General features: G+C 47.6%; 11 protein-coding genes, 3 tRNA genes, 2 rRNA genes and 1 pseudogene. 5 read left to right on the forward strand and 12 right to left on the reverse strand.

Annotated features, from left to right (window positions below; genetic code table 11):
• Positions 1 to 93 precede the first annotated feature (93 nt).
• From PG915_RS00600 to PG915_RS00635, 8 genes are all read right to left on the reverse strand, one after another.
• Positions 94 to 2,980: ribosomal RNA gene (locus PG915_RS00600) — 23S ribosomal RNA — on the reverse strand.
• A 388-nt stretch (positions 2,981 to 3,368) separates the two neighbouring features.
• Positions 3,369 to 3,444 (reverse strand) — tRNA-Val (locus PG915_RS00605).
• Between the two features lie 67 nt (positions 3,445 to 3,511).
• A tRNA-Lys gene (locus PG915_RS00610) sits at positions 3,512 to 3,587 on the reverse strand.
• A gap of 2 nt (positions 3,588 to 3,589) precedes the next feature.
• Positions 3,590 to 3,665: transfer RNA gene (locus PG915_RS00615), tRNA-Glu, on the reverse strand.
• A gap of 123 nt (positions 3,666 to 3,788) precedes the next feature.
• A 16S ribosomal RNA gene (locus PG915_RS00620) occupies positions 3,789 to 5,340 on the reverse strand.
• The 16S and 23S rRNA genes sit together here with 3 tRNA genes alongside, the layout of an rRNA operon.
• A 500-nt stretch (positions 5,341 to 5,840) precedes the next feature.
• On the reverse strand, positions 5,841 to 6,368 hold the full coding sequence (hemG, locus tag PG915_RS00625; RefSeq protein ID WP_353497454.1) for a menaquinone-dependent protoporphyrinogen IX dehydrogenase: 528 nt from the start codon (positions 6,366 to 6,368) through the stop codon (positions 5,841 to 5,843).
• 47 nt (positions 6,369 to 6,415) lie between these two features.
• Positions 6,416 to 7,873 (reverse strand): TrkH family potassium uptake protein, encoded by a 1,458-nt coding sequence (locus tag PG915_RS00630; protein ID WP_353497455.1) that lies wholly within the window; start codon positions 7,871 to 7,873, stop codon positions 6,416 to 6,418.
• Between the two features lie 31 nt (positions 7,874 to 7,904).
• Positions 7,905 to 8,528 (reverse strand): YigZ family protein, encoded by a 624-nt coding sequence (locus PG915_RS00635; protein ID WP_353497456.1) that lies wholly within the window; start codon positions 8,526 to 8,528, stop codon positions 7,905 to 7,907.
• A gap of 219 nt (positions 8,529 to 8,747) precedes the next feature.
• On the opposite strand from PG915_RS00635, the gene fadB reads away from it, so the two are divergent.
• The 3 genes from fadB (at position 8,748) to PG915_RS00650 (ending at position 13,247) form a co-directional block, all read left to right on the forward strand.
• Entirely contained in the window at positions 8,748 to 10,916 is a 2,169-nt protein-coding gene (gene fadB, locus PG915_RS00640; protein WP_353497457.1) for a fatty acid oxidation complex subunit alpha FadB, read from the forward strand.
• A gap of 26 nt (positions 10,917 to 10,942) precedes the next feature.
• Positions 10,943 to 12,106 (forward strand): acetyl-CoA C-acyltransferase FadA, encoded by a 1,164-nt coding sequence (fadA, locus tag PG915_RS00645; protein WP_042478154.1) that lies wholly within the window; start codon positions 10,943 to 10,945, stop codon positions 12,104 to 12,106.
• A 160-nt stretch (positions 12,107 to 12,266) separates the two neighbouring features.
• Complete coding sequence (locus tag PG915_RS00650; protein WP_353497458.1) at positions 12,267 to 13,247, forward strand: MDR family oxidoreductase; 981 nt, start codon at positions 12,267 to 12,269, stop codon at positions 13,245 to 13,247.
• A 54-nt stretch (positions 13,248 to 13,301) separates the two neighbouring features.
• Here PG915_RS00650 and PG915_RS00655 read toward each other — a convergent pair whose 3' ends face one another.
• Together PG915_RS00655 and PG915_RS00660 are read right to left on the reverse strand one after the other, a co-directional pair.
• Positions 13,302 to 14,243, reverse strand: coding sequence for a LysR family transcriptional regulator (locus tag PG915_RS00655; RefSeq protein ID WP_353497459.1), 942 nt, complete (start codon positions 14,241 to 14,243; stop codon positions 13,302 to 13,304).
• Positions 14,244 to 14,403: 160 nt separating this feature from the next.
• Entirely contained in the window at positions 14,404 to 14,589 is a 186-nt protein-coding gene (locus tag PG915_RS00660) for a hypothetical protein (RefSeq protein WP_353497460.1), read from the reverse strand.
• Positions 14,590 to 14,722: 133 nt separating this feature from the next.
• Here PG915_RS00660 and tusA point away from each other — a divergent pair, with 133 nt between their 5' ends.
• A complete protein-coding gene (gene tusA, locus PG915_RS00665) occupies positions 14,723 to 14,971 on the forward strand; it encodes a sulfurtransferase TusA (RefSeq protein WP_042502471.1) in 249 nt (82 codons plus the stop codon).
• A 118-nt stretch (positions 14,972 to 15,089) separates the two neighbouring features.
• Positions 15,090 to 16,402 (forward strand): annotated as a pseudogene (locus PG915_RS00670) (IS4 family transposase).
• Positions 16,403 to 16,497: 95 nt separating this feature from the next.
• Here PG915_RS00670 and PG915_RS00675 read toward each other — a convergent pair.
• Both PG915_RS00675 and PG915_RS00680 read right to left on the reverse strand, forming a co-directional pair.
• On the reverse strand, positions 16,498 to 16,758 hold the full coding sequence (locus tag PG915_RS00675; protein WP_042502468.1) for a hypothetical protein: 261 nt from the start codon (positions 16,756 to 16,758) through the stop codon (positions 16,498 to 16,500).
• A 140-nt stretch (positions 16,759 to 16,898) separates the two neighbouring features.
• The gene (locus PG915_RS00680) at positions 16,899 to 17,453 is read right to left on the reverse strand and encodes a TMEM165/GDT1 family protein (RefSeq protein ID WP_353497461.1); all 555 of its coding nucleotides are present in this window, start codon (positions 17,451 to 17,453) and stop codon (positions 16,899 to 16,901) included.
• Positions 17,454 to 17,553 lie beyond the last annotated feature (100 nt).

Raw genomic sequence — 17,553 nt, forward strand, 5'->3', positions numbered from 1 at the left:
CTGAAAACAATAAATTCGGAAAGCTGTTAATGCGTTCTCTACACATTCAATTTGTTCTTGCTTTGAGTCCAATCAAAACCCTTTGGGTGTTGTATGGTTAAGCCTCACGGGCAATTAGTACAGGTTAGCTCAACGCCTCACAACGCTTACACACCCTGCCTATCAACGTTCTAGTCTCGAACAACCCTTTAGGACACTTAAAGTGCCAGGGAAGACTCATCTCAGGGCTCGCTTCCCGCTTAGATGCTTTCAGCGGTTATCGATTCCGAACTTAGCTACCGGGCAATGCCATTGGCATGACAACCCGAACACCAGAGGTTCGTCCACTCCGGTCCTCTCGTACTAGGAGCAGCCCCCTTCAATCTTCCAACGCCCACGGCAGATAGGGACCGAACTGTCTCACGACGTTCTAAACCCAGCTCGCGTACCACTTTAAATGGCGAACAGCCATACCCTTGGGATCAGACTTCAGCCCCAGGATGTGATGAGCCGACATCGAGGTGCCAAACACCGCCGTCGATATGAACTCTTGGGCGGTATCAGCCTGTTATCCCCGGAGTACCTTTTATCCGTTGAGCGATGGCCCTTCCATTCAGAACCACCGGATCACTATGACCTGCTTTCGCACCTGCTCGAATTGTCATTCTCGCAGTCAAGCGGGCTTATGCCATTGCACTAACCACACGATGTCCAACCGTGTTTAGCCCACCTTCGTGCTCCTCCGTTACTCTTTGGGAGGAGACCGCCCCAGTCAAACTACCCACCAGGCACTGTCCGCAGCCCCGATAAGAGGTAGACGTTAGAACATCAACACTACAAGGGTGGTATTTCAAGGACGGCTCCACGAATACTGGCGTACTCGTTTCAAAGCCTCCCACCTATCCTACACATGTAGGGTCAATGTTCAGTGCCAAGCTGTAGTAAAGGTTCACGGGGTCTTTCCGTCTAGCCGCGGGTACACTGCATCTTCACAGCGATTTCAATTTCACTGAGTCTCGGGTGGAGACAGCGTGGCCATCATTACGCCATTCGTGCAGGTCGGAACTTACCCGACAAGGAATTTCGCTACCTTAGGATCAGTTATAGTTACGGCCGCCGTTTACCGGGGCTTCGATCAAGAGCTTCGACCTAAGTCTAACCCCATCAATTAACCTTCCGGCACCGGGCAGGCGTCACACCGTATACGTCATCTTACGATTTTGCACAGTGCTGTGTTTTTAATAAACAGTTGCAGCCACCTGGTATCTGCGACTCCCCATAGCTCCATCCGCAAGGGACTTCACCGCGAGGAGCGTACCTTCTCCCGAAGTTACGGTACCATTTTGCCTAGTTCCTTCACCCGAGTTCTCTCAAGCGCCTTGGTATTCTCTACCCGACCACCTGTGTCGGTTTGGGGTACGATTCCTTACAATCTGAAGCTTAGAGGCTTTTCCTGGAAGCATGGCATCAATGACTTCACTACCGTAGTAGCTCGACATCGTGTCTCAGCCTTAAAGAGAGCCGGATTTACCTAACCCTCAAGCCTACGCACTTGAACCTGGACAACCGTCGCCAGGCCCACCTAGCCTTCTCCGTCCCCCCATCGCAATTGTAAGAAGTACGGGAATATTAACCCGTTTCCCATCGACTACGCCTTTCGGCCTCGCCTTAGGGGTCGACTCACCCTGCCCCGATTAACGTTGGACAGGAACCCTTGGTCTTCCGGCGTGGAGGTTTTCACCCCATTATCGTTACTCATGTCAGCATTCGCACTTCTGATACCTCCAGCAGACCTTACAGTCCACCTTCAACGGCTTACAGAACGCTCCCCTACCCAATGACCTAAGTCATTGCCGCAGCTTCGGTTTATAGCTTAGCCCCGTTACATCTTCCGCGCAGGCCGACTCGACTAGTGAGCTATTACGCTTTCTTTAAATGATGGCTGCTTCTAAGCCAACATCCTAGCTGTCTAAGCCTTCCCACATCGTTTCCCACTTAGCTATAATTTGGGATCTTAGCTGGCGGTCTGGGTTGTTTCCCTCTCCACGACGGACGTTAGCACCCGCCGTGTGTCTCCCGGATAGTACTTACTGGTATTCGGAGTTTGCAAAGGGTTGGTAAGTCGGGATGACCCCTAGCCTTAACAGTGCTCTACCCCCAGTAGTATTCGTCCGAGGCTCTACCTAAATAGATTTCGGGGAGAACCAGCTATCTCCAGGTTTGATTGGCCTTTCACCCCTAGCCACAAGTCATCCGCTAATTTTTCAACATTAGTCGGTTCGATTCCTCCAGTTGATGTTACTCAACCTTCAACCTGCCCATGGCTAGATCACCTGGTTTCGGGTCTATATCCAGAGACTGAACGCCCAGTTAAGACTCGGTTTCCCTACGGCTCCCCTAAACGGTTAACCTTGCCACTGAATATAAGTCGCTGACCCATTATACAAAAGGTACGCAGTCACACCACGAAGGTGCTCCTACTGCTTGTACGTACACGGTTTCAGGTTCTATTTCACTCCCCTCACAGGGGTTCTTTTCGCCTTTCCCTCACGGTACTGGTTCACTATCGGTCAGTCAGTAGTATTTAGCCTTGGAGGATGAATTTTTATATTCAGACAGGATATCACGTGTCCCGCCCTACTCGATTTCACTGATGATGAGATGTCGACTACGGGGCTATCACCCTTTACTGCGGCACTTTCCAGAGCCTTCGTCTGTCTCATTAAAAGCTTAAGGGCTAATCCAATTTCGCTCGCCGCTACTTTCGGAATCTCGGTTGATTTCTCTTCCTCGGGGTACTTAGATGTTTCAGTTCCCCCCGGTTCGCCTCGCTGAGCTATGTATTCACTCAGCGATAACTGCTTATGCAGTTGGGTTTCCCCATTCAGGAATCCCAGACTCAAAGGTTATTACTACCTAATCTGGGCTTATCGCAAGTTATTACGCCTTTCATCGCCTCTGACTGCCAAGGCATCCACCGTGTACGCTTAGTCACTTAACCATACAACCCCAAAGAGTTTCAAAGAAACCTCGAGATTGTCGTTAAACAACCAAAGTTGTCTGCATTTTTATACATGTGCAGACTCGATTTTGCCGGACTCAAATAACTCTTTGTTTCCGCTTTTAAGAAAAAGCAGAGGCAAAAAGTGGACTTTCGTCACTTCCAAGAACACTTGAATGTGTGTTGGTACCTAAATGATTAAATCATCTAGGATTTGAGAACTTTTAAATGAATAACATTAATCAAATGTTATTCGTCAGCTTTCCAAATTGTTAAAGAGCAATGCAAACTTAATGCATTTTCTAAAGAATCTCAGAGTCAAAAATGCCAACCACGTACGTTTTAATGAAGTGGTTTGGAAAATCTTAATCCAAAATTACTTAGAGAATGGTGGGCGATACCGGGCTCGAACCAGTGACCCCCTCCTTGTAAGGGAGGTGCTCTCCCAACTGAGCTAATCGCCCACATAAGTTTCCTATTGTTTTTACTTTAGTAAAAGTAAAACAAAGGCCATTCCTTCGTGGAAAAGAATGGTGGGTCGTGCAGGATTCGAACCTGCGACCAATTGATTAAAAGTCAACTGCTCTACCAACTGAGCTAACGACCCAATGGTATCCCGTAGGGGAGTCGAACCCCTGTTACCGCCGTGAAAGGGCGGTGTCCTAGGCCTCTAGACGAACGGGACACTAAGCAGTAAGTGTTGGGCACTTACTATTTTCTGCTTTCGCTTTTCAGCAAAAACAAAATCTCTTTATCTTTACAAACCTAATCAATCTGTGTGAACACTCATCGCAATAATCTATTCGTATAAGGAGGTGATCCAGCCCCAGGTTCCCCTAGGGCTACCTTGTTACGACTTCACCCCAGTCATGAACCACAAAGTGGTGAGCGTCCTCCCGAAGGTTAAACTACCCACTTCTTTTGCAGCCCACTCCCATGGTGTGACGGGCGGTGTGTACAAGGCCCGGGAACGTATTCACCGTGGCATTCTGATCCACGATTACTAGCGATTCCGACTTCATGGAGTCGAGTTGCAGACTCCAATCCGGACTACGACGCACTTTTGGGATTCGCTCACTTTCGCAAGTTGGCCGCCCTCTGTATGCGCCATTGTAGCACGTGTGTAGCCCTACTCGTAAGAGCTATGATGACTTGACGTCGTCCCCACCTTCCTCCGGTTTATCACCGGCAGTCTCCCTGGAGTTCCCGACATTACTCGCTGGCAAACAAGGATAAGGGTTGCGCTCGTTGCGGGACTTAACCCAACATTTCACAACACGAGCTGACGACAGCCATGCAGCACCTGTCTCAGAGTTCCCGAAGGCACCAAAGCATCTCTGCTAAGTTCTCTGGATGTCAAGAGTAGGTAAGGTTCTTCGCGTTGCATCGAATTAAACCACATGCTCCACCGCTTGTGCGGGCCCCCGTCAATTCATTTGAGTTTTAATCTTGCGACCGTACTCCCCAGGCGGTCTACTTAACGCGTTAGCTCCGAAAGCCACGGCTCAAGGCCACAACCTCCAAGTAGACATCGTTTACGGCGTGGACTACCAGGGTATCTAATCCTGTTTGCTCCCCACGCTTTCGCATCTGAGTGTCAGTATCTGTCCAGGGGGCCGCCTTCGCCACCGGTATTCCTTCAGATCTCTACGCATTTCACCGCTACACCTGAAATTCTACCCCCCTCTACAGTACTCTAGTCCGCCAGTTTCAAATGCAGTTCCGAGGTTGAGCCCCGGGCTTTCACATCTGACTTAACGAACCACCTGCATGCGCTTTACGCCCAGTAATTCCGATTAACGCTCGCACCCTCCGTATTACCGCGGCTGCTGGCACGGAGTTAGCCGGTGCTTCTTCTGTCGCTAACGTCAAATGATGCAGCTATTAACTACACCACCTTCCTCACGACTGAAAGTGCTTTACAACCCGAAGGCCTTCTTCACACACGCGGCATGGCTGCATCAGGCTTGCGCCCATTGTGCAATATTCCCCACTGCTGCCTCCCGTAGGAGTCTGGACCGTGTCTCAGTTCCAGTGTGGCTGATCATCCTCTCAGACCAGCTAGGGATCGTCGCCTTGGTGAGCCATTACCTCACCAACTAGCTAATCCCACCTGGGCTAATCTTGACGCGAGAGGTCCGAAGATCCCCCTCTTTGGCCCGAAGGCGTTATGCGGTATTAGCCATCGTTTCCAATGGTTATCCCCCACATCAAGGCATATTCCCAGGCATTACTCACCCGTCCGCCGCTCGACGCCGTTAACGTCACCCGAAGGGTCAGTTAACTCGTTTCCGCTCGACTTGCATGTGTTAGGCCTGCCGCCAGCGTTCAATCTGAGCCATGATCAAACTCTTCAATTTAAGATTTTGTCGGCTCAATGAATACTGACTTTAAACTACATAAGTAATCTAAAGCTATTATCGTTCCAACAGAACGATAATGAATTGACTGTGCCAAGACTAAGTTCTTTTACAAGAAAGTAATCTCGATTGGTCACTCAGTTCATTGAAAACCTAATTTGATACCGAGGTATCTAATTTGATTATCATCAACGAGTGCCCACACAGATTGATAGGTTTATATTGTTAAAGAGCTTGTTTCAAAGCTTCCCTTGAAACGGACGGTCATTTTAGCGAGATAAGTTTTTGTGTCAACCACTTTTTTTAACTTATTTTGCTAAGCTTCTTAGAAGCTTGTGACCTTCTGACTCGTTGGGGATTTCGTTGTCCTTTCCCGTGTCAGCGAGGGGGCATTATAGAGATCGGATTAAAGTTGGCAACCCTTTTTTTAAAGTTATTCGCTTTTTTTTATCGTTCGCTTAAAAACGAGTCAAAACGGCGTAAAAACCAACATTATCTCTCTATAACTGGGCAAATTTCTCGGCAAACAGCCTCACTTTCTCCCAATTAGTATACTCAACTTCCTTGGTGGTATCCGTTTCGCCACCTGTCATGGTCATAATTAGCTTAATCATAAAGCGATCAAACGAATTATAACGCGGGTAATAGAGGGCACCAGCAAAAACACCGATCAGGGTCGGCTGCCAAGGCGACTTTTTAAGAAACGTCTTTATATAGGCGCTGCCTTCTGGCGTATCTTTGCCTTGCTCTTCTTTTCTGGCCGTCAGGTTCACGCAGAAGAACGCCGTCTTCATCTCATCCAGTTGCTTTTGGTTTGCTTCAATAAACTGATACAGCTTCTTATTTAGGTGGCCATAACGAATAGAGGCACCAATGAGTACTTTGTCATAGTCACTCAGATTTACATCTGGGTTTTCATGAAGGTTAATAGTGGCGGCATCATTATGACCAAGCTGCTCAGCAATACGTCCAATGATTTTCTTTGTTTGTCCTTCGCGAGAAGAATAGAGATAGAGAACTTTTTCCACGATGATTTCCTTCGCTGCCATCTATTAATAAATTAGCTATTGATGAATTAGCTTCGCCAGAATGCTGGCGTCAGTAGTATAAGAAGAGTGAACACTTCTAATCGCCCAAACAGCATCGACACAATCAGTACCCATTTCGCCTTGTCGTTCACATCGCCAAAGTGAAGTGCCACCTCACCAAGGCCTGGACCAAGGTTATTCAGTGTCGCCGCTACGGCTGAGAAAGCACTGAGCTCGTCCATACCTGTTGCGATAAGCGCCAACATACACACCACAAACACCAAAGCATAAGCGGAGAAGAACCCCCAAACCGCATCGACAACGCGCTGTGATAGTGCTGTCCCGCCGACTTTAATGGTATAGACCGCCCTTGGGTGAACCAAGCGCTTCATTTCACGGGCACCTTGCAGTGTCAGTAGAAGAATACGAATAACCTTCATGCCACCACCCGTTGACCCCGCACAACCACCAATAAATGATGAGAACAGCAGTAGTACGGGCAAGAACAGAGGCCACTCCGAGAATCCCGTTGTCGTAAAGCCGGCTGTCGTCGATATCGAGACTGACTGGAACAGAGCCTGATCGAACGCGTCGTACATGGAATTGTAGGAGTGATGCTCAAGTAAGATAAGGAAGCAAACCAAAAACAGAACCACCTGAATAAAGATGAAAGCTCTAAACTCAGGATCTTTCCAATAGTATTTAGGATGCACGCCGCCAGATGCAAAGGCCGCAAAGTGCAAAGAATAGTTACACGCAGATATCAGCAGGAATACGACCGTAATCATGTTAATAGCCGGACTATTGAAATAACCCATACTGGCATCATGGGTCGAGAAGCCGCCAATCGCAATCGTCGAGAAGCTATGGGCAATCGCATCAAATGGCGTCATGCCTGCCACCCAAAATGCCGCTGCACAAGCAATAGTCAAACTCAGATAGATGTACCAAAGCGCCTTAGCGGTCTCTGCAATACGCGGCGTCATCTTACTGTCTTTAACCGGCCCCGGGATCTCGGCACGATAGAGCTGCATACCACCGATACCAAGCACCGGTAGAATCGCCACCGCGAGTACAATGATACCCATACCACCAAACCACTGAAGTAGCTGACGATAGAACAAAATCGCCTTAGGAAGTTCATCCAAGCCAACGATCACTGTCGCCCCTGTCGTCGTTAGTGCCGAGAAGGATTCAAAGAAGGCATCCGTGACAGAGACATTGGGATAATCAGATATCAAAAAAGGCAATGCACCGGCACTACCGATTACGGTCCAAAACAGTACAACAATAAGAAAGCCGTCTCTGGCTTTAAGCTCGTGTTTATGACGACGGTTTGGAAACCAGAAAAACCCGCCGCAAACAAGTAGGACGAAAAAGGTAGTAACGAAAGGCACACCCGCACCATCTCGATAAATCAGTGCGACTAACGCGGGTACGAGCATTGAAACGCTAAACAGAGCGAGTAGCAGTCCGACAATGCGAATTATGGATCGAAATTGCATATGAGTTGATGAAGCGCTGCTTCGTTACGTCCTAGTTGTTTTCTACTGGGGAGACCATTGCCTTGGCTCCGCTTTTATTAATGATACTCTGCGTCAGTGCATCAACATGGTTCACTTCTAACTCAACAATAAGAATAACCTTGTCGGTGTAGTGCGACTCGACCTCAACCGCTTCGAAACGACTCAGCTCAGATTGAGCGATAGACACGAATGCATAGTCTAACTCTAGACGTAATTGTGTGGTGATTTTTTTTTCGATTGTTTGAATCAGCTTAAGTGCTTGTTGTACACCGCCACCATAAGCCTTCACCAAACCGCCCGTGCCAAGCTTGATTCCGCCAGAATAACGAGTGACCACAGCGGTTAGCTCTCCAATACCGGAACCACTGAGCTGCGCTAAGATAGGCTTACCTGCGGTGCCGGACGGCTCACCGTCATCACTAAAGCCCCACATCATCGAATTTTCAGGACGCCCCGCCACAAAACCCCAACAATTGTGTCGAGCACTGCTGTGCTGTTTCTTCACTTGATCAACAAATGCTTTTGCCAACTCAATACTTGGCGTATGAGCGATTTGCGTGATGAACACGCTCTTTTTGATCTCTTCTTCAAAAATAACTGGGTGCTCAGGTATCAAGTATGCAGTTGAGTTCATTGAGTTTTACGAGGTTTGTCGCCTAAAAGGGGTATTCTAGCACGAGCGATAGCAATTGACTCCAAGATTGGACACTGGTCATAATGTTAAACAGTTGTTTAAAAAATGTATTGAAATTAAATTCTATGCGGTACACACTTAAATAACTGGTCTAACCAGAAGTAAAACTATAACAACCGCTTTCACACAATCACGGATTGTCTGTCACGGAGAATGACAATGATTTACCAATCTGAAACTCTACAGGTAAAGGAAGTACGCAGCGGCATCGCCGAGCTGTGCTTTAGCTCTCCCAAGTCGGTCAACAAACTGGACTTGGCTACTCTCGAAGCCCTAGATAAAGCCCTCGATGCGCTTGCTGCATGGAGCGACCTTAAGGGACTCATCCTAACAACTGACAAAAGCGCCTTTATTGTGGGTGCTGACATCACAGAATTCCTTGGACTGTTTGCCAAGCCAAAAGCTGAACTCAAGGAGTGGCTAGGGTTCGCTAACAACATTTTCAACAAGCTGGAAGACTTGCCAGTACCAACGCTATCTGCACTAAAAGGCTACACGCTAGGCGGTGGTTGTGAGTGCGTACTAGCGACGGACTTTAGAATAGGCGACAAGACCACCAGCATCGGCCTGCCGGAAACCAAACTAGGTATCATGCCTGGTTTTGGCGGTACCGTTCGTTTACCAAGACTGATTGGTGCAGACAGTGCCATGGAGATCATCACGCAAGGCAAAGCATGCCGAGCCAATGAAGCTCTAAAAGTCGGCCTACTCGATGCTATCGTCGACACTGATGCGTTGTATGACTCTGCACTGAACACTATTGAGCTAGCCATCAATGAAAAGATTGATTGGAAAGCGCGTCGCCAAGCAAAAGTATCACCGCTAACGCTCAGCAAGCTTGAATCCATGATGAGCTTTACTATGGCGAAAGGTCTCGTTGCACAAAAAGCCGGACCGCATTACCCAGCGCCAATGGCCGCAGTCAAAACTATTGAAGAGGCTGCTCGCTATGGTCGTGATGAGGCGCTTGATGTAGAAGCGAACTACTTCATCAACCTTGCTGGCTCAGATGTCGCTAACGCACTGGTTGGCATCTTCCTTAATGACCAATACATCAAAGGTCTTGCTAAGAAAGCCGCTAAGTCTGGTAAAGAGACTGAGCGCGCAGCAGTACTCGGTGCAGGTATTATGGGTGGCGGTATCGCCTTCCAATCAGCGCTAAAAGGCGTACCTGTTATCATGAAAGATATCGCTCAAGCCTCCCTTGAGCTAGGTATGACCGAAGCCTCTAAGCTACTCAACAAGCGTTTGCAACGTGGACGTATCGACGGGTTTAAGATGGCTGGCGTGCTGGCTTCTATTACCCCTAGCCTACATTACGCCGGTATTGAGCAAAGCAATGTGATTGTGGAAGCGGTGGTAGAGAATCCAAAAATCAAAGCCGCAGTACTGAGTGAAGTCGAAGAGATGGTCGGAGAAGGCACTGTCATCGCCTCGAATACCTCAACCATTCCTATCAATGTTCTTGCGAAGTCACTTAAGCGCCCAGAAAACTTCTGTGGTATGCACTTCTTTAACCCAGTACACCGCATGCCATTGGTCGAAATCATTCGCGGAGAGCACACCTCGGAAGAAACCATCAACCGCGTTGTTGCTTACGCTGCGAAGATGGGTAAATCCCCTATCGTTGTCAACGACTGCCCAGGGTTCTTTGTTAACCGTGTTCTATTCCCATACTTTGGTGGCTTTAGTCAGCTACTGGCGGATGGCGCGGACTTCATTCAAATCGACAAAATCATGGAGCGTAAATTTGGCTGGCCAATGGGTCCTGCTTACCTACTTGACGTTGTGGGCATCGATACCGCGCACCATGCACAAGCGGTGATGGCAGAAGGCTTCCCTGAGCGCATGGCAAAAGAGCAGCGTGATTCTATTGATGTGCTGTTTGAAAACACTCGCTATGGTCAAAAGAATGGCTCGGGTTTCTATGCGTACACCACGGACAAACGCGGTCGTCCTAAGAAAGCACCAAGTGAAGACATCAATTCACTGCTTGAGTCCGTCAGCAAGCCTGCACAATCATTCGATGATGACACCATTATTCAACGCATGATGATTCCAATGATCAACGAAGTCGTACTGTGTTTGGAAGAAGGCATCATTGCAACACCACAAGAAGCAGATATGGCGCTGGTTTATGGTCTAGGCTTCCCTCCATTTAGAGGTGGTGTGTTCCGTTATCTAGACAGTATCGGCATCGATAACTACGTTGTGATGGCGAAGCAATATGAGTCGCTAGGTGCAATGTACAAGGTGCCTCAGTCGCTGGTCGATATGGCAAGCTCTAGCAAGCGCTTCTACGACGTGCAGCAAGCTAGCTCACTGTAACCACCGATTGGATGAGGAATATCAAAATGAAAAATGTTGTCGTTGTTGATTGTCTTCGTACACCTATGGGTCGTTCCAAGGGTGGTGCATTTAGACATCAGCGTGCTGAAGACTTATCGGCACATCTAATGAAAGGTATCTTGGCTCGCAACCCACAAGTGAAGCCAGAAGAGATTGAAGATATCTACTGGGGCTGTGTACAGCAAACCCTAGAGCAAGGTTTTAACGTTGCTCGTAATGCAGCGCTACTGGCAGGCCTACCGATTGAAATTGGTGCCGTCACGGTAAACCGTCTGTGTGGCTCATCTATGCAAGCATTGCATGACGCTGCGCGCTCAATCATGGTTGGCGATGCTGAGATCTGCCTGATTGGTGGCGTTGAGCACATGGGACACGTTCCTATGACACACGGTGTGGACTTCCACCCTCAGCTTTCTAAAAACGTCGCGAAAGCAGCGGGCATGATGGGTCTCACCGCCGAAATGCTGGGTAAATTGCATGGCATCAGCCGTGAGCAACAAGATGAGTTTGCAGCGCGAAGCCACCAGCGAGCGCAAGCAGCAACGCTTGAAGGTCGCTTCAAGAACGAGATCTTGCCGACCGAAGGTCATGCTGAAGATGGTTCACTGTTTACCCTCGATTACGATGAAGTGATTCGTCCAGAAACCAATGTTGAAGGGCTATCTAAGCTTCGTCCAGTCTTTGACCCTGCAAATGGCACAGTAACCGCAGGTACGTCATCGGCACTGTCTGATGGTGCGTCTGCCATGCTGATCATGAGCGAAGAGAAAGCCAACGAGCTTGGTTTAACCATTCGCGCGAAGATCCGCTCTATGGCCATTGCTGGCTGCGATCCGTCGATTATGGGTTACGGCCCGGTACCTGCCACGCAAAAAGCACTGAAGCGTGCAGGTCTAACGATGGACGACATCGATATTGTTGAGCTAAACGAAGCATTTGCGGCTCAATCTCTGCCATGTGCTAAAGATCTTGGTCTACTGGATGTGGTCGATGAAAAGGTTAACCTGAATGGCGGCGCCATCGCATTGGGTCACCCATTGGGTTGCTCGGGCTCTCGTATCTCAACCACGCTTATCAATATCATGGAAAACAAAGACGCTAAGATCGGTCTTGCCACTATGTGTATTGGTTTAGGTCAAGGTATCGCAACCATCTTTGAAAGACCGTAGTCCTCTCATTACGGCTCTTCAACGCAAACAGCTCCGTTTTCGGGGCTGTTTTTATTTATGCATGTAATGCATACATCTAATGTTGAAGTTTCATTGTTTTTTTTCGAATTTCTCACCTACACTTTGCAGCAGATAACACGTCAACTCATTGGAGAACATCATGTTCAAAGCACTGTTACTTAACCAAGAAGACAAAAAAACAATCGCTACTATTTCTCAAGTAGACGAGTCACAGCTTCCAGAAGGTAATGTAAAAATAGATGTAAAATATTCATCTTTGAACTACAAAGATGGGTTGGCTATTACCGGTAAAGGTAAAATCATCCGCAATTTCCCAATGGTACCGGGTATCGATCTTTCTGGCGTCGTGTCGCAATCAGACGACCCTCGCTATAAGGAAGGCGACGAAGTGGTTCTCACTGGCTGGGGGGTCGGTGAGAATCACTGGGGTGGCATGGCTGAGAAAGCGAGCCTAAACGGTGACTGGCTAGTGCCAATGCCAGCAGGTCTCGATGCAGAAAAAGTGATGGCTATCGGTACTGCAGGTTTTACTGCAATGCTATGTGTACAAGCCATTGTTGATGCTGGCGTAAAACCAGAAGACGGCGAAGTACTGGTCACTGGCGCAAGTGGTGGTGTGGGTAGTGTCTCTGTCACACTACTTAGCCAGCTAGGTTACAAAGTAGCAGCAGTGACAGGTCGCGCTTCAGCGAATGGTGAACTACTAAAATCACTCGGTGCATCACGCATTGTTGAGCGCAGCGAACTGGAAGAGCCAGCGAAACCACTTGAGCGTCAATTCTGGGCTGCAGCTGTCGATACCGTAGGCAGCAACATGCTTGCTAAAGTACTTGCGCAAGTGAACTACAACGGTGTTGTTGCAGCTTGTGGTCTAGCGGGTGGCTTTGACCTGCCTACTACAGTGATGCCATTTATCCTGCGTAACGTGCGTCTACAAGGTGTTGACTCTGTAATGTGCCCACGCGAAAAACGCATCAAAGCTTGGGAGCAGCTAGCAACGCTACTTCCTGAGTCATACTACGCACAGGCTAGCAAAACCGTAGCACTAGAAGAGGCAATTCAAGCGGCTGAAGACATCACTAACGGCGCCGTAACGGGTCGCGTGACTATCAAAATCTAATTAACGATAACCTCGCTATAGAAAAGGCTCTCATTACGAGAGCCTTTTTTCTATTCAACCTAAACCCACATCTTCAATACGCTTAGCAATCAATTTTCCACACTCTTCTTTCACCACCGAGCGCAACCACTTTTGAGACTCCGAAGTATCGCATCGAGCATGCCAGATCAATGAATAGTCAAACGGCGTAAAGGCAAAAGGTAGCGGTTTAATCACCAAATCGTAGCGCTCGGCCACTAGGTAAGCGAGGTCAGCCGGAACGGTAATGATAAGCGGCATACTGTCGACGATCGCTAACGCCGCTTCTAGATGATACGCGCGCAACACCATCTTTCTTGGATTTTGATTAATAAGCGCAGCATCCAGTAGCGCTTTAACACCATCACTGATAGCGATCATCGCATGAGGCGCATTAATATAATCCTCAAGAGATAAAGGCTTGTCCGCCAAGGGATGATGTTTGGAAACCAAACAAGAAACGCCCACAGGTCCAAGCACTTCTTGATGCAAAGGCGTCACAGATCCGGTGGGACGGCAAATTGCCATGTCGACTTTGTCTGTACTTAGCTGTTTAAAAAGGCTTTCATGTTGCAGCGGCGCAAACTCTAACGAGATATTCGGAGCTAGCTGATAAATCTTAGGCAGCGCGTAGGGCAAAATGGTTTGCATCGCGTAGTCAGTGGTAGCAATAAGGAAACGCTCATTACAATAGTAAGGATTGAACTCGCTAGGGGTTAACAACTGACGAAAGGATTCAAGTGGCTGGTCTATTTGCTTACATATTTCAAGCGCCTTACTGGTCGGAATAATGCGCTGCCCCTGACGAGTAAATAGCGGATCGCCAAGTAAGTCTCGCAATCTTCCCAACACTCGACTCGTCGCAGACTGACTTAGGTTAAGTCGCACAGCAGCCTGACTAACACTGCCCTCCTCTACGAGTACCTTCAATGCCACCAATAAGTTAAGATCACGGCGATAGATTTCTTCGAGTTCCATAAGCCTTTCCTAGGTTTTATCTTTACTTAGTCTACACCTGGTTTGCTTTTCTTCAGATAAAAAAAATCCCGCCTTTCAGCGGGGAAGCCCAAGAAAATGGGGATAGTGTCGGAATGTCGTAGTGTGTTGAATCTATTTAATGGCAAATGTTTATCAATTGTTAATTTTCTTGCTCCTCAGAAGCATCTTGCCAGCGTCTCATCTCAAACCACAATCCCACGATTGCAGCACTCAAACCAATTAAAGGTGTCCAACCAGCTTGTGGTGAAGGCTGAAGTACCAAGGCACAAAACGCAATCACGCACAGTACCGAGTATATTGTTAATCTATCTAGTGCGGTCAACATAGCTACTTCCTTGCGTCTTTGTTACCAACTTGTTAATAAAGTTAAAGCAAAAAGATCCATTTGCCAAGGGGTTATTGCATATTTTTTCTTCATAAGTAGAATTTGGGCAGTTTTCTAGAGAAAAGAGTTCCCTATGACAATCAATACAGACCTTGCCACGCAAACGCTCGAGGCCGAAGGATTGCGCTGCCCAGAGCCAGTGATGATGGTCAGGAAGACAATTCGTAAAATGGAAGATGGTGATGTGTTATTGGTGAAAGCCGACGATCCTTCCACCACTCGCGATATTCCTAGTTTCTGTCGCTTTATGGATCACCAATTACTTGGTGCGCAAACAGAAACGGTGCCCTACCTTTACCTAATCAAAAAAGGCATGGCATAACGCATTAAAAAAGGCTGCCATTGGCATAATGCCGATCAGTTAACAACTAAATGATCGGTTGAACGATCCATTCAAAGTGTCAAAATCCGAGTGTATTCAATGCACTCGGATTTTTTTTATGTTTTTAAGACAGGCTCTTAACCAAGTTCATCAATTCTCTGCAGAGCAACTTTCGGGTTTATCTGATCTGCTTTCTCCAGAACTCATTTCCCAGTGTTTGGAAGATACAGGAATTACGACTATTCGCAGACGAAGGTTACCAATGGAAATGATGGTTTGGAGTGTTGTTGGGATGTCTCTGTATCGCCATTTGTCCATGGAGAAGGTCGTCTCGAAGCTGGATATTCTTCTCCCAGGTAAGAAGCCATTTGTTGCTCCGAGTGCAGTAATTCAGGCAAGACAAAGGCTGGGCTCCGATGTCATGAAATCCGTCTTTACTCAAACGCAGAAACTATGGAATGACAAAACGCCCCACCCAGACTGGCATGGTTTAACACTTCATGCGGTCGACGGTGTAGTCTGGCGAACCCCTGATACTAAAGACAATGATGAGCGCTTCAGTCGAACTCGGAATCAAAAGTGCTCGTCCGAATACCCTCAGGTCCGAATGGTCTGCCATATGGAGCTGACAAGTCACCTTCTAAATAGTGCATCGTTCGACTCTACATCAAAGAGCGAAGTGGACTTAACTACGGAGCTCATTGAGCGCTCTCCCGACCATAGCCTAACTATCTTCGATAGAGGTTTTTACGCTCTAGGACTATTGCACCGTTGGCAGACAACAGGGGTAGAGAGGCATTGGCTTATTCCAATGCGTAAAGGAGCTCAATACACAATGCTTCGCAAGTTAGGGCGTGGGCAAGAGTTGGTCGAATTAAAGCTATCCCCTCAAGCTAGGAAAAAGTGGCACGATGCACCAGAAACACTGGAAGCTCGATTGATAACTAAGACTATTAAGGGTAAGGAGGTACGGTTGTTAACCTCGATGACTGACCCCTTGCGCTACCCAGGAAAAGACATCTCAGAGCTTTATGGACATCGATGGGAGATAGAGTTGGGTTATCGAGAGATGAAACAATATATGCTTCAAAACAACCTGACTCTAAGAAGCAAAAGCCCGAACTAATAGAACAAGAACTGTGGGGGATGCTGTTGGCCTATAACTTACTTCGGTTCTTAATGTGCCAAATGGCCTACGACCAAAACAAGGTAATGCCTTACCAGATAGGCTTTAAACAAGCTTCGTTGTTCTTAATAGGACAGTTACAACTCCTTCCTGCCGTCGCACCTGGAAGAATCCCGGAGGTGATGAACTATATCCTAGATATGGCTGAGAGTTTTACGTTGCCAGAAAGGCGAGATAGGAGCTATCCAAGAGCGGTAAAAAGAAGGCCCAGTCGCTATGCGACTAGGCCTTCTAAAAGGTGTTAGCTTCTTAACTTACAAGCATTATGCCATTGGCAGCCTTTCTACTATTTGTTCCGTTGAAACTATTCGTTCCGTTGAAGCTATTCGTCTTGTTCGAGCTATTCGTCATACTCCAGCGTTCTGACTTCAGATTGAAGTTTCTTGATCTGCTTTTGCATCGAACGAATCTCATTGTGCATTGGGATAAGATGCTGAACCCGAATCCACGACTCGACAGCCAACCCGGCCATAATAATGGCGCCTACTACCATAGGTATCCACATATCCGTGAGTACCATACCCAGCAGCGTTAATACCAAACCGAACGTAAACAAACGGCTTTGGCTTTCTGCGGTCATTCCTGTGTAACGTGTAAGCATAATCTTGCCCTCTCGCTAGGATCCACATGATTAAAGTACCATGACAATTATGACACTAATATGTCATTCATCACGAATTTAGTCAGATTCAAGCGAGAGTTTGATCGCGATTAAGATTCGATACTCAGTTGATATTGTTATTAAAAAATGGCGGCTGCAATAGCGAGTCCCATAAACAAAATAGCAGTAATACGACGAATCCAATCAAGCGGTAATTTATCCGCAGACAATTTACCAATCAGCACCACGGGTACATTGGCAAGTAGCATACCGACCGTAGTACCTATCACCACCAAAGCTAGGGCATCCGCATATTGTGCACCAAGGATAGAAGTGGCAATCTGGGTTTTGTCACCGATTTCCGCGATAAAAAAGGCAATGAAACTAGCAACAAACGGGCCACGGCTTGAAATGCTTTCATTGTCATCCAGTTTGTCGGGTACCAAGATCCATGCCGCCATGGCAAGGAAGCTGATCACCAGCACCCATTTAAGGACATCGGGCGACAAGTAATCGGCCACCACGACACCTAGCCAAGCAGCTAACGCATGATTGGCAATGGTCGCTAGAAAGATAGCGGCAATGATAGGAATGGGTTTACGGTAACGGCTGGCCAGCAATAACGACAAAAGCTGGGTCTTATCGCCTATTTCGGCGAGTGCCACGGTAGTAATTGAAATAGCTAAAACGCTCACGACATGCTCTAAGGGGCAGGGTTTATAGTTTTTAACCTATAGACAAACCTCGCGCCCCACCCCGGTTCACGATGTTTATCTATGGTCTTGCTAAACTTGC

Origin of the sequence: Vibrio sp. CB1-14, assembly GCF_040412085.2 — a bacterium.
Taxonomy (GTDB): domain Bacteria; phylum Pseudomonadota; class Gammaproteobacteria; order Enterobacterales; family Vibrionaceae; genus Vibrio; species Vibrio chaetopteri.

What these genes read in the sequence shown, in the direction of transcription:
- PG915_RS00655 (WP_353497459.1), bottom strand. Translation starts at nt 14,243, where the DNA reads ATGGAACTCGAAGAAATCTATCGCCGTGATCTTAACTTATTGGTGGCA.
- fadB (WP_353497457.1), top strand. Translation starts at nt 8,748, where the DNA reads ATGATTTACCAATCTGAAACTCTACAGGTAAAGGAAGTACGCAGCGGC.
- PG915_RS00635 (WP_353497456.1), bottom strand. Translation starts at nt 8,528, where the DNA reads ATGAACTCAACTGCATACTTGATACCTGAGCACCCAGTTATTTTTGAA.
- tusA (WP_042502471.1), top strand. Translation starts at nt 14,723, where the DNA reads ATGACAATCAATACAGACCTTGCCACGCAAACGCTCGAGGCCGAAGGA.
- PG915_RS00660 (WP_353497460.1), bottom strand. Translation starts at nt 14,589, where the DNA reads ATGTTGACCGCACTAGATAGATTAACAATATACTCGGTACTGTGCGTG.
- fadA (WP_042478154.1), top strand. Translation starts at nt 10,943, where the DNA reads ATGAAAAATGTTGTCGTTGTTGATTGTCTTCGTACACCTATGGGTCGT.
- PG915_RS00650 (WP_353497458.1), top strand. Translation starts at nt 12,267, where the DNA reads ATGTTCAAAGCACTGTTACTTAACCAAGAAGACAAAAAAACAATCGCT.
- PG915_RS00675 (WP_042502468.1), bottom strand. Translation starts at nt 16,758, where the DNA reads ATGCTTACACGTTACACAGGAATGACCGCAGAAAGCCAAAGCCGTTTG.
- PG915_RS00630 (WP_353497455.1), bottom strand. Translation starts at nt 7,873, where the DNA reads ATGCAATTTCGATCCATAATTCGCATTGTCGGACTGCTACTCGCTCTG.